The sequence below is a fragment of the Halodesulfovibrio aestuarii DSM 17919 = ATCC 29578 genome, assembly GCF_000384815.1.
Taxonomy (GTDB): Bacteria; Desulfobacterota; Desulfovibrionia; order Desulfovibrionales; family Desulfovibrionaceae; genus Halodesulfovibrio; species Halodesulfovibrio aestuarii.
This window is the reverse complement of the sequence record NZ_ARQF01000009.1, coordinates 1-11,464: the sequence shown is the minus strand read 5'-3', so window position 1 is coordinate 11,464 and position 11,464 is coordinate 1. Positions and strand designations below refer to the sequence as shown.

Here is an 11,464-nt window from a genome sequence, read left to right as displayed (position 1 = left end):
ATAGGCCGTCCGGAGCTGTTTACAGAACCACTAAATAATTCAATGCCACCATGAATTTTAGAGTCTGCAATACGCGATCTGACTTCGCTTTCTGTGTAATAACGTGAATCGTGATTGTGATTCGATGCAGCTTTGGTATTTGCGGCATTTAATGCCTGCGTTGCTTTATCGTATGCAGTCTTAGTGGCTTTGCTAGTAGACAGAGCATTTTCACTAGTTGATGAAACACTACTACTTTTAGCGTTAGGCAGGTTGCCAAGCCCCACCTGTGCAGGCGTGTGTGTATGCGTTTTAGTGGCATATACGCTATTATGGTTGTGGTTAGATGCTGCCTTTTGGCCAGCAAGATCAAGAGCCTGTTTCCCTTTATCGTATGCAATTTTTACAGCCTTACTTGTGGCAAGGCTGTTGCTACTGGTGGATGTTACGCTGTCACTTTTCGCGTTAGGTAAATTGCTTAAACCCACCTGATTAGGGGTATGCGTATGCCCAGCTGGTGGAAAAACAGAAGGCTTGCCAGTAATAACACTCCACGAATGGGTATGAGTCCGCAACAGCTCACGAATATCGTGATGCGCGTTTGGCGAGGTGTTGTGGTTTTCCAAGTCTTCATTTGTTACAGGCACAGTGCTTTCAACACGGATTTCTACAGTTGAATTACTGGAACACTTAATGCGCAGCGTAACAGGAATTTCAATGCGGTATTCATCGTTAGCGCTGATCCATGTAGATTTAACAGGCGGTACGCAATCTGCCATGTAAAGTACTTCAGAGCCGTCTTTCTTTTCTGCAACCACACCCAGCTCTGTAAGGGCAAAGCCTTCATCAAGTGTTACGTTTGTGAGTACGCACGTAATATCTGCTGCGCCGCCAGACTGTCTGCCGCCACTTGGGGCAACGCGCATTACTTCGTTGTTGAGCGCTGTTAAATTTCTTTCGGCGTATTCTTCGTCTGTCCATGCGCCACTGCCAAATGCAATGCCGGTAATGGTCAATTCTTCGCTACCTGCATGAACTTGTGCAAGTAACGCCTGTCCTACCTCAGTAGTTCGGACGTTGATAAATGTTGCCATGGGTGTTCCTTTTTACAGTTGAGAGTTGCACAAGATGCTTGGGAGAAAAAACGCCACACCAACACTGCCGCATTGTCCGCTACCGGATGCATGATGCTGCATTACGCCGATAATAGGCTGTGCAACCTCGCACATACCGCCAACTACAAGGCTGCTTTCTGCACTACGGGGGATGACAAGCGCGTCTAGGTGCTGGCTCTGCCGTTTAGTTTCGGTAAGGATGCGTGTGAGTTTGCCGAATGAATCTTTTGTTACAGGATCATCATTATCCACACGCACTTTAAAAGTGCCGCGTGTGCCGCCGTCTTCGTGCCATTCCTCTAGTGTTGCGTTGCCGTACACCGTTTCCAGTGCATCACGCACACACCAGCTGGTGCCGCGTGTCATGTTCCAGATAAGGGACTTTTTAATGACTTCGCGTTTGCGTTCCACACTGAAAGAAGGCTCCCAGAACGGCGCGCATAATTCACGCGCTAGTATGGAAAGTTCCGGCTCCACCATGTCATCAACACGCAATAAAAACTGCGGCACATTCATGGTGGCAAGCAGCAGCGAAAATTCTATATCAATAACTTCTGCCAGCGCCTTGGTGGTTGCATCATCCTTAATGGAATCCGGAAGCAGATCTGCAAAATGAAGTTCAGTAAGTGTGGTCATTAGGCTTGCACTCCACCAAAGTTGATAGTGGTGTCAGTGCAGACTGCTACCTGCGTGGATGCAACAGCCGCATACGCTGGCAAAGCTACATTCACATTCTGAACGCCGGCACTGCGTAAACGGTGAATTAATTCAGAAGGGTTAATGTCACGTCCAAGGCGCAGGCGCTGCCACTGGGTGAACTCTGCAACAATGCGTTCAACTTCTGCGGCAAGTGCTGCTTGCTTCGGTACAGATGGCGCGTACCAAGTAATATTTAGCGTATATTCAATCTGTGCAGGCGCGAGTACCTGCACTCTGTCACCTTGCGGGCGCACTTTGTCCGGAGAAAGAACAGCGGCAACCTGTGCCAGTTCTTCAGTGGTGGGAATGCGGCCTTTTTCCATAAGTACATACACTTCAATTTCACACGGCTGCGGAGAGACTGAAACGGCGTGTGCAATTTCCTGATGTGCAGACATGGCCCACCAGCCATACGCACCAACGGGGCCAGCTGTACTAAACCCACGCGGAGCTTTGAGGGCACGTTCTCGCAAGTGGTCGTTACTTTCCACGTTTGCACCGCCCATGCTTGTGGCGGTGTTCTGTACAGAAACAATGCCCGCAATCGGCTTAACAAGCTTATTGATCTGCCCAGCTGCAAAGCCGTTGGCAATGCTGCCGGCTGTTTCACATACAGCTTTTACCGTTACTGTTGTTTTGCCAGCAACAAGTCCTGCATCTTCAGTTGTGGCAAACATAAGCTTGCCATCCGGTGTAATCTGCGAACCCTTGGGAACAACAATGCCTGTGTGTTCTGCCTCTGCCGTAAATTCAAAAGGACCCGAAGCATAAGCCGCATCGAGGCGCTTGGTAGAAACAAACGCGCTTACATGGTCAAGGTGCTCATCTTCTGCATAGGTGGCTAAATTCTGCTTTGCGCTATGGTCAAACTCACTGCGGATCAGCGCGAACTCCATTGCTGTACTTTCCAGCAACAGACGTTCAGGCGCACCCGGGTAAAGTTTTGTACCTGTAATCGCTTCAAAGTTTGCAATCATACGCGCTTCAATCTTTGCAGGGTCGTTATCGACAAATGTAAGATCGGGAAGACTCATGCTGCCTCCTTAATTTCAAGCGTAACAACGGGGTACAGCCGCCCGTCAGCCGCTTCACTAGTGCGAGGGGCAAACTCAACACGCAGCACACGCACACGTGGTTCCTGCTTCTCAACCTCTGCGATTACTTCACCCGAAAACAGCGCCATAGCCTCTGCCTGCGGCTTATCTAAAAACGTTTGCCTAATACCAAAGGTTCTATCCAGCGGTACAGTGCCGCGCGTGGTGGAAAGTATGTTCCGAACATTTTGCAGGATTGCTGTAATACTCGTTGCCCCATACTGCTGGCGCCATTCGGTGGTGGTATCTACGGTGTACATTTAAAAATATTCCTTCAGCTTCAGTTGAACTTCTGCGGACTGAATCGCGCCGCCGTATCCAAACTTGTTCACGGTCACATCAAGATTTAACAGGGCGTAATTGCCGTAGTTGCGTCCGCCTAATACTAGTGGGTACGCCTGTTCGCTTTCCTGCATGGCTTCCAGCTCTGCTATGCGTGCAGCTGGCTTTTTGCAGAATGGATGCATCAACTTGATAGTGATTGAAATGTCACGCAGGCCAATGCCAAGATGCTGGCCTTTGGGCGCAGCGTGCAGAATGGTGTGTTCTGCAAAACGGGCAGGACGTGACACGTTAAACTTTTCCGGCGTGATGGTGTTCTCGCGTGAAACCTGAAATGCGATTGTCCCGAAAGATCCTATAGGACTCTGCGGCGGTACGGCCTGTGAAGTTGTCATGCTTTGCGACGTAGGCACGGGCTGCGTTGTTACAGGCGCAACCTGTGGCGCTGGCATAGCAACGGTTTCTGTGTGTACCTGTTGCATACTCTCAGTAATCTGCGGCACGGGTTTCTTGTCCTTCATGCCATCCAGTGCGGTATCTACAAGCTTGGAACGGAGTCCATTGTCGTTTGCTACGCTCCAGCCATCCACGGGAATTTTTACGAACCGTCCATGCAAAAAGCCGTTGGCAACTTGGTCAGGTGTTCCGCCGGCTGTAGCATTTCCTGTTGCTTCGTAAAGATCACGCGTAAGGGCAGAATGCTCGCGTTCCATCTGGCGCGTAACAAGTGTAAGCCCTTCGTGCTCAAGCGTAGTCCCTGCATGTTCTGCAATCTCTCGTGCAACTTTAGGAATGCCTTCTGCGGCGCGCCCATTTGCAAACAGTTCGTTACTGATAGTTTTCAGCAAGCTAGTCATGCGGTGCTCCTGTATCGCCACCATGCGGGCATGTGTGCTTGTGGCCGTTGAGTGACACGTTTGCCACTACATCAGCATCGGTTGAAATATCGTCTGTGGTGTGCAGCTTTCCTTTAAATGAAGCATCGCCCCCATTGGAGCCGCCACCTTGAGAGAGTGCGCCGTTGATAAAGGTCTTGCCGTTAAGCGTAATAATCGGAGCATTGAGCGTAATAGACTTCTTAGAAGTTCCGGTAATCGTTCCGTCAGCTATTGCGGAAATGTTGCCGGTTGTTTTTATGTTGGCATCACCGGGGATAACTGCGGAAAGAACGTGCGTATTTCGGTCGTACTCAATGGTTGCACCGTCTTTAAATCGTGCATGCCACTTGTCGCGAGTAGTAACAGGCACGGGGTCTGTTTCAGAATAGTAGGCACCCAGCACAAAGCCTTGCTCGTTACCGGACGGAAGAAAGGCACACAGCACCATTTCACCTACATCCGGCATAATGTATTGCTTGTCCTTGTGCGTCTTGGCTTGCAGCACACGCAGATCAAAACTTTCCATATTGTCTGCATCCGGCATCACAACGCGGCAGGTTCCGGCTGCATCGCTAACGGACGTCACCTTGCCGATCTGAAATAAGTTACCAAGCACCGCAGCCAGTGCGCCAATGTCGTGGGTGTAGTCTTGCATTAGTAATTCACCGTCCTGCGGATAGAGAGAGACACGGTATAGCCACCTTCACCCGTTGTATGCGTGGATTTCTCAATAGCGTACAAGCCGTTCAAAACTCCGAAACCACCTAGCGTGCAGACAGAGCCTGCAATAAAATGCGGGTTGCCCATACAAGAGATGGTGCCGCTTGTTTCAAACTTGTTTTTCCTGCGTAAAGCTGCGGTTGCTTTTTTGCGGGCGGCGTCCAGTGATTCAACTCGCGTTTTGATTTTGAGAGTCTGGCCAGAGGTGGGAACGCCTTCCGGTTTACATACGTATTTGCGCGTCTCGTTCGTGGCAGCGTCATGGTATTGAATCTCGCAGGCTGAATAGATGTCTGTACTTTTGTCCGTAATCTCAACAGAGAGCACCATGTTTTTGTTTATGGTTCCCGCGCTTGGTTTTTTGTCTTGCTTGGCTTCGTCCATCAAAATTACTTTGCCGTCTGCCAGCTTCAATGCGTGGCCATGTTCTTTGGCAAGGCGGCGAATAAAGGCAATGTCGCTTTCAGACTTTTGCTCAATGCGGGTAAACTGCACATCATCACCAGTGAACACGCAGCCGAAACCGTGCTGGGTAGCAATCTTGTTTGCTATGGCAGAAAAGGTGGTGTTCTCCCATGCGCGGCTTTTCTTCTCGCGGCGGATCGCGCCTTTAACCATTGCGGAAATAGCTTTAAGCGTGATGGAGTCACCATCGCCGCCGAATTTGTAGGCTGTTTCGTCTATTTCAAATACACCACAATTAACTACAAGCCGTTCATGCTCACTGTGCCAGTGTTCAGTAATGAGTTTCGCCGTCAGCTTATCGCCTTTAGTGGGCTGCCATGCTCCGGAGAAAAGACCGTCTCGGTTGTCCAGTTCAATGTCCAAGCTGTCCGCCTCGGTAGAGTTGGCAGCATCCGACCACGTAACGGACGTAATGTACGGCGCAAGCTGTGTAGAAACATTCTTGCTGCGTATGGTTATGTCGAAATAGGCGTTTCTGGTATGCATGGTTATTCCCAGGGCGCTTTGATAGTCGTTGTTGCTGCTGGCAGATTTGGCACGTTGAGCGTTTCACCACCGGCAAAAAATACAATAGTTCGATACTGCGGGTTTGCATCAACAAGCCGCTGGAACAGTCGTTCATCGTTCCATAAATTACGGGCGATCGCGTCGAAGGTTTCACCCGTCTGGGCAATGTAGCTAGTCAAGGGCGCGTCTCCGTTGTTCATGGTGCATTTTGTTAACTTGGTCGGTCATAGTGTTGACCAGTTCTTTATCTTTTTGAGCCATAAACCGGTTTCTTTCTGCTTCGGTTAATCCTGCGGGAATGTTGTACGTGACGGACATTTCCACTTTAGTTTCATTGGCAGGTGCTAGAACTTTATCCGCAGACTCTGCGGCCTGCTCGATGCCATCAAACTGTTTACCAGCTGCACCGCCAAGCCAGTCCCCCAGCATGCCGCCGCCCATACCGCCAAGCATGCCACCAATCGCTGTACCAATGCCGGGAAGAATAAACGACCCGATAGCAGCGCCAATGGCAGAACCAGCCATGCTGCCGCCAGTACCGCCCGCCATACTGCCAACGGTTTCACCAACTTTTTCACCGGATGAAAGGGAATTAACAAGAGAGCCTGCGCCCATAATCATACTGAGAGGACGAAAGCCTTTACCGAGGAATTTTCCAGCCTTGCTGTTCACAAGATTGCCCATCATGTTGCCGACTTTACTGTTCGCTAATTTGCTAAATATGTTGCCAATACGCCCATTGGAAAGCTTGCCGAATATGCGTCCGGCTTTGGATCTTCCAAGCCTGCGTGAAAATTTGCTTCTGCGGCTTTTATCGCTACGTTTGCGGGACTTTTTCTTGTCACTATCGCCGTCCATACCAAACCCGCCGGAGTCGGAATTACCCAGCGAACCGGAGTTTGTAACCGTAACGGGAACGGGGCCGCTAAATCCTTTCTGCAACTTGCCTCGTTTCAAAAACTCGAAACCTTGCCCCATAATGGTGCGGAATATTCCAAGCCCAAGAGCAGCAGTTTTTAGCGCAATAAGGCCACCCACAAGGCCGGTAACTGTTTTAGTTACGCCTGTGTGTTCGCGTGCAAAATCAGCCAGTACGTTTACGCCACTGGCAAAGGAATCAAGCATCATGTTTAATTCTGGAGCAACGGCAGAGGATATAACGCCCGCAAGATCAGTAAGGCTGTTTGTAACCTTGGCGGCATTAGGTGTTGCGGTTTTGAGGTAGTTGGCAATGTTGGAATCAACAACGCCACGGGCACCTTCGCTAACGTCTTTGACAGTGGCAGAGAGCGAATCGAGATTTTTCAGCATCGGCACAATAGCTTTTGAGCCTTCATCACCGAATACGTTTTGAATGGCCTGTGCACGTTCATCCTGCCCCATACCGTCGAGCGCAGCATTCACCTGCTTCAACGTGGCAACCATATCGAGCTGCCCGTTAGCGCCGCGCACTAAATCAATGTTCCATTCTTTTTGCGCTTTTCCTAACTGACGCAGAACTGCATTCATGCCCGTACCAGCTTTGCTGCCACCAAGCCCTGCGGAGTTAAGTACGCCCAGTAAGGTAACGCCTTGTTCAAGATTTACATTGTAGTTCGCAAGTCCGGCAGAACCTTCTTTCATGGACTCGCCAAGCTGCCCGAAGTCTTTAATCTGAAATTTAAGCTGCGTCTTTGTAAGCAGATCACCGATGCGGGCAAACTTTTCTTCGTTTGTTCCGGCAAGAGAACTGCCTAAGTTGTTGTATGTGGTTGCAAGCACTTCACCTACGGATTCAGCTTGTCCGTTTGTTACCTTGGAAACTTTGGCAACAATGGAAGAGCCGGCACGGGCGGCAGCTGCATCAAGTCCCGCAGAGTTAAGAGCATATTGAATGTCATACGCTTCTGTAAGAGAGGCTAAACCTTCGCGAGATAATTCACGCGCTTGCTTTCCCGCATCAACCATTGCTGCGTTTTTGTTGTCGCTGTTGATGGCAGTACTTAAACGGAACTTTGCCTGTGCTACTTGTTCACCAAGAACAAGGGGAGCCGCAGCTGCACCGGCCATTGCAGCTGTTCCGACAATTTGCCCTTTAAGGTTTTTGCGCTGCTCTGCATATTTTTGCGATTTTGCCATGCTTGCGGCGTAGGCATCTTGTCTTTGTTTTGCCTGCGCCAGTGCAGTATTTAATCCGCCATATTCTTTGCGCATGGCAGCAATGGAGCCTGCATGCTGTTTTGCTTTAACAACATTGCGGGCATAGCTACGGCCTTCGCGCTCCATTGCATTTGTTACTTTGGCAATGGTTGCTTCTGTGCGTTCAATCTTGCGGGCAAGCAAGCCGGAAATTTCTCCGGCTTCTTTACCCTGCAAGTTCAACTGAACAAGTTCTGCTTGTGCTTTTTGTAGCTGAGTACGGTACTCGCTAATGCGTCCACTCTGGCGCGCAAGATCATTCCCCAGACGTAACGCAGGCATTTTGTTCAAGCTGGTAACAGCTTCACCAATACGGCTGAGTCCGCGTTCTGTGCGGTTCATATTCGCCGTAAAGTTGCTATTCAGCGAAGAGCCGATAACAAAATCAAAACCAACTTGTTTAATTGCCATGTTTACCTCTTTCGTAATGCGCGTAACCAGTTATCCAGTTCACCAAGCGGCATCTGCAAAACGTCTGCTAATCGTTGTCCGGATTGTTTGCAGAAGACGAGACAGGCGCGTCTGAGATCATCGGCGCTGATTGAGACTTTCCCATATCTTGGTATTCCTGCATTAGCTTGAAGTAGTTGGCTTCTGGCATTTTGACGAACACGCCAAAGGGAATGTCGGTCAGCTGCGATAGCAAACACGCTTCATAACGGGCATTGCTAGCATTGGGGCCTGCCATGTCCGCAGCTTCAAGGTGGTCGCTAACTATGGCCTCGCGCATAGAAACGGTGGAAATAGTTTCACCGTCAACGGTGATGGGCTTAATCAAAGTAATTTCATTTACAGTAGGTTCAGACATGAGTGTTTCCTCTCTAGGGTAAAAGATGGGGTAGATTAACCTTCGCGGCCAAGATCTTTGCGAACCTGCTGCAAGTAGTCTGTTTCGCCTACCTTGTGGATCATGTTAAACTTGTCGATCTCTACAACCGGCTTGTTATCGAGCCACATCTTCAGATAATCGCAGGCCAATTCCACAGGTACGTCCTGCATTTTTCCGGACTCATATTTGCCAAGCCCTACAGATTTTGGCGTACCTGCCACCATTACCTTTTGCGGGAAGGTGGTCAGCGCTGCACCATTGGAGAGAGCGCGTGCTTGAGTAGACGCGCGGAAGGTAAGCTCATGTCGTTTCGGCGCACTAAGTTCCAACGCATGCTTTGTTGCAGTGCGAAACTTAATTTTCACGCTCATGTTGCTGGTGTGTCCGATCGTTGGCGAATCCAGTTCACCGGCGATACCGGCACCGGAAAGCGTTTCAGACATAAACTCAATACTAGGCAGCTCTGCATCTGCAACGCCCATAAAGAGTTCGGAACCGGAGTACACATCAAACGAGATAATCTTTTCTGGTTGCTTACTCATTAGTTACTCCCGAAAAGGTTCTGGAAGTTGGTTACGTCGAATTCCAGAATGTTCACGATCTCACGCGCAGGAACCGGCGGTGTCATCTTGGTATGGAAGCGTACAACGCCATCGATCAAATCAGTGGTTGGGTTTTCTTCCTGATAGAAGAAGATCTCACCACCGAGGATAATTTCCATCTGTTTGAATCCATTCAGGCGAATGTTTTCACTGTCCACGATGGTTTCAATAAATCGGCGTGTGGTGGGACCATCCAGTTTCTGAAAGTATGTGAGCACAAAGGTGTTGGCGTGCCAGCTGAAGAAGCGACGCACAGAAATAAATGCGTCTTTCGGGTCCGTGTTGGATGGGTAGCAGGCAGTACGGTTGCCGAATGCTTTCCAGCCACCGTCAAAGTTGAGCGCTGTAACAACGCCTTGCCCGTTAAGATATTCAGCTTGTGGCAATTCAAGATGTACTGGTTTGCCGTTTGCTACAGCGCCGCTAATTGGCATGCGGCGGTTGGATGGAGAAACGTATGGGATGCCTTCATAATCGGCATCGGTCTGGGCAATGAGTCCGGCAAGGTAGGTGGACATGTTGTACACATGTTTACCTAGTGTAACTTTAGGCCAACAGCATACAGTGTGCTTGCCTGTGTAGTTGTTGGTTTCTTTCCAGCTTGGTACGTCTGTGTACTTGGTGCAGGTAGCGTCGGGAATATCGGTCAAAGCAAGGCAGGAGAAAATACCGTTAATGGTACTTGCCTTGGTGTCCATAACTACACCAACAGCAGGATCATGAGAAAAGCCTGGTGCAAGAATTTGCCCTGGTACAACTCGGAATTTGGGGAATACTTTTGAAACAAGTTCTAAGCCGGTATACGTGCCGGCGTCTGCATCGTAGCCGCCCACAATATCTGCGGCAGTAACTTTGGTAACGTCGGCAGCTTCACCAGTTTTATGGGTAGCTGGATCAAACACGTTGATAACTACAATCGGCGCGACATTGCATTTGCCAAAGAACACATCAGCAAATTCACACAGCGTATATTTAAACATGCTGTTAGCGTCTGCTTCATCAGTAAAGCCCAGCTGTTCAACAAATTCTTTAAACGTGTAGCAAAGCACAGGCTCATTAATAGGCTTATCCTGTCCTTCCGGAAGCAAATGCACTGGCGCAGTACCCACAACAACAGGGATACTGGCACTGATGCGACGCGGAGGCACAATAGCGGTAGGCACTTCGCGTGTATGAACTCTGTGGTAATAACCGGACATACGTTACCCCTGTGTTGCGGCAAAAGCTTTGGCAATTGCACTGTTAGGGTTTTCAAGATCACGCTTTGCTGCACCGGCTTTGGAAAGAGGCACAAAAAGCGCTGCCAAGCTTGCATCTTCTTTTATGGCCTGCGCCAAATGGTCAGGCAGCTTGCCACCAATAAAAACGCTGCCATGTCCAACGTGGCGATCTCCGTTAAGAGAAGCGCCTAAATAGATAACCGTCTCTTGTGTGGCGGTGGTTGGTTTTTCTGTAGCCATCTACAAGTCTCCTGTGTGGTTAGTTGATAAATATTTTCCCTGCCATGTGGTGCGAACAACACCCATATGCATATGCTTGTGCTGTTCTTCCGGTTCCGGCTTTGCAAACTTCACAGGCCGAACAAGTTCCCAGCTGCCTAAATGGTTCAGGGTGGAAAGCTTGCGGCGAAGCCTGCCGGTTACAACTGCAATCCAGTCTTCTGCATGAGCAAAACCCTCGCGCGAATACACGCCACAGAGTAGATCAACATGCTCTGTGCAATAGCCTTCCTCATCATCTTCGCCGCTGATCCACCGCACCACGACGCAGGGGAAAGTCTTTTCTGCGTCAGGATCTTTCGGCACAGCGCTTTTAAAAACCTTCACAGCGCCGAGTGTGTCAGAACCTTTTTGCTCCATTGCAAGGTCTGTCACAGCTTCGGAAACAAACTGTTCAACGTGGTCGAGTAAATCTTTAAACATCAGCCGATAATCCCGTTTATGAGTGCTTGGGCATGGTGGGAAAAGTTCTTTTCAAAACGCTCTTCAGCTTTGCGTTGGAGATCCCCTCTAATGTCGTCATCTTTGAATAAATTGGGATAGCCCGGGCCATACAAAGCATGAATAGGGTTTCGTTCTTTTCCGTCACGTTTAAATATGAGCGTTGCGTGGTTACG

15 protein-coding genes are annotated in these 11,464 nt (G+C 49.5%); all 15 read right to left on the bottom strand.

Annotated features, from left to right (window positions below):
• Positions 1–1,073 (bottom strand): phage tail protein (locus F461_RS0100345; protein ID WP_026364535.1); only part of this gene is annotated, 1,073 nt, incomplete at its 3' end.
• 12 nt (positions 1,074–1,085) lie between these two features.
• On the bottom strand, positions 1,086–1,730 hold the full coding sequence (locus tag F461_RS0100340; protein ID WP_019999173.1) for a phage tail protein I: 645 nt from the start codon (positions 1,728–1,730) through the stop codon (positions 1,086–1,088).
• Positions 1,730–2,827 (bottom strand): baseplate assembly protein, encoded by a 1,098-nt coding sequence (locus F461_RS16600; protein ID WP_019999172.1) that lies wholly within the window; start codon positions 2,825–2,827, stop codon positions 1,730–1,732. The genes F461_RS0100340 and F461_RS16600 overlap by 1 nt, the downstream gene beginning before the upstream one ends.
• Positions 2,824–3,147 (bottom strand): GPW/gp25 family protein, encoded by a 324-nt coding sequence (locus tag F461_RS0100330; protein ID WP_019999171.1) that lies wholly within the window; start codon positions 3,145–3,147, stop codon positions 2,824–2,826. Before F461_RS0100330 ends, F461_RS16600 begins: the two co-directional genes overlap by 4 nt.
• On the bottom strand, positions 3,148–4,026 hold the full coding sequence (locus F461_RS0100325) for a phage tail protein (protein WP_019999170.1): 879 nt from the start codon (positions 4,024–4,026) through the stop codon (positions 3,148–3,150). It abuts the gene before it with no gap.
• Positions 4,019–4,702, bottom strand: coding sequence for a phage baseplate assembly protein V (locus tag F461_RS16595; protein ID WP_019999169.1), 684 nt, complete (start codon positions 4,700–4,702; stop codon positions 4,019–4,021). The genes F461_RS0100325 and F461_RS16595 overlap by 8 nt, the downstream gene beginning before the upstream one ends.
• On the bottom strand, positions 4,702–5,718 hold the full coding sequence (locus F461_RS0100315; protein WP_019999168.1) for a phage late control D family protein: 1,017 nt from the start codon (positions 5,716–5,718) through the stop codon (positions 4,702–4,704). The genes F461_RS16595 and F461_RS0100315 overlap by 1 nt, the downstream gene beginning before the upstream one ends.
• Positions 5,719–5,720: 2 nt before the next feature.
• Positions 5,721–5,918: a tail protein X gene (locus F461_RS16590; RefSeq protein WP_019999167.1), complete on the bottom strand. Its 198-nt coding sequence runs from the start codon at positions 5,916–5,918 to the stop codon at positions 5,721–5,723.
• Entirely contained in the window at positions 5,911–8,328 is a 2,418-nt protein-coding gene (locus tag F461_RS0100305; protein WP_019999166.1) for a phage tail tape measure protein, read from the bottom strand. The genes F461_RS16590 and F461_RS0100305 overlap by 8 nt, the downstream gene beginning before the upstream one ends.
• Positions 8,329–8,395: 67 nt before the next feature.
• A complete protein-coding gene (locus F461_RS0100300; protein ID WP_019999165.1) occupies positions 8,396–8,725 on the bottom strand; it encodes a phage tail assembly protein in 330 nt (109 codons plus the stop codon).
• Positions 8,726–8,760: 35 nt separating this feature from the next.
• Positions 8,761–9,288: a phage major tail tube protein gene (locus F461_RS0100295; protein ID WP_019999164.1), complete on the bottom strand. Its 528-nt coding sequence runs from the start codon at positions 9,286–9,288 to the stop codon at positions 8,761–8,763.
• Positions 9,288–10,547 carry a phage tail sheath family protein gene (locus tag F461_RS0100290; RefSeq protein WP_019999163.1) on the bottom strand — a complete coding sequence of 420 codons (1,260 nt, stop codon included), beginning with the start codon at positions 10,545–10,547 and terminating at the stop codon, positions 9,288–9,290. Before F461_RS0100290 ends, F461_RS0100295 begins: the two co-directional genes overlap by 1 nt.
• A 3-nt stretch (positions 10,548–10,550) precedes the next feature.
• Complete coding sequence (locus tag F461_RS0100285) at positions 10,551–10,808, bottom strand: hypothetical protein (protein WP_019999162.1); 258 nt, start codon at positions 10,806–10,808, stop codon at positions 10,551–10,553.
• A complete protein-coding gene (locus F461_RS0100280; protein ID WP_019999161.1) occupies positions 10,809–11,270 on the bottom strand; it encodes a hypothetical protein in 462 nt (153 codons plus the stop codon).
• Positions 11,270–11,464: hypothetical protein (locus F461_RS19250; RefSeq protein WP_034605911.1), on the bottom strand; the 195-nt coding region annotated here is incomplete at its 5' end. The genes F461_RS19250 and F461_RS0100280, both read right to left, overlap by 1 nt.

What these genes read in the sequence shown, in the direction of transcription:
- F461_RS0100300 (WP_019999165.1), bottom strand. Translation starts at nt 8,725, where the DNA reads ATGTCTGAACCTACTGTAAATGAAATTACTTTGATTAAGCCCATCACC.
- F461_RS0100280 (WP_019999161.1), bottom strand. Translation starts at nt 11,270, where the DNA reads ATGTTTAAAGATTTACTCGACCACGTTGAACAGTTTGTTTCCGAAGCT.
- F461_RS0100305 (WP_019999166.1), bottom strand. Translation starts at nt 8,328, where the DNA reads ATGGCAATTAAACAAGTTGGTTTTGATTTTGTTATCGGCTCTTCGCTG.
- F461_RS0100285 (WP_019999162.1), bottom strand. Translation starts at nt 10,808, where the DNA reads ATGGCTACAGAAAAACCAACCACCGCCACACAAGAGACGGTTATCTAT.
- F461_RS16600 (WP_019999172.1), bottom strand. Translation starts at nt 2,827, where the DNA reads ATGAGTCTTCCCGATCTTACATTTGTCGATAACGACCCTGCAAAGATT.
- F461_RS0100330 (WP_019999171.1), bottom strand. Translation starts at nt 3,147, where the DNA reads ATGTACACCGTAGATACCACCACCGAATGGCGCCAGCAGTATGGGGCA.
- F461_RS0100295 (WP_019999164.1), bottom strand. Translation starts at nt 9,288, where the DNA reads ATGAGTAAGCAACCAGAAAAGATTATCTCGTTTGATGTGTACTCCGGT.
- F461_RS0100340 (WP_019999173.1), bottom strand. Translation starts at nt 1,730, where the DNA reads ATGACCACACTTACTGAACTTCATTTTGCAGATCTGCTTCCGGATTCC.
- F461_RS0100290 (WP_019999163.1), bottom strand. Translation starts at nt 10,547, where the DNA reads ATGTCCGGTTATTACCACAGAGTTCATACACGCGAAGTGCCTACCGCT.
- F461_RS0100325 (WP_019999170.1), bottom strand. Translation starts at nt 4,026, where the DNA reads ATGACTAGCTTGCTGAAAACTATCAGTAACGAACTGTTTGCAAATGGG.
- F461_RS0100315 (WP_019999168.1), bottom strand. Translation starts at nt 5,718, where the DNA reads ATGCATACCAGAAACGCCTATTTCGACATAACCATACGCAGCAAGAAT.
- F461_RS16595 (WP_019999169.1), bottom strand. Translation starts at nt 4,702, where the DNA reads ATGCAAGACTACACCCACGACATTGGCGCACTGGCTGCGGTGCTTGGT.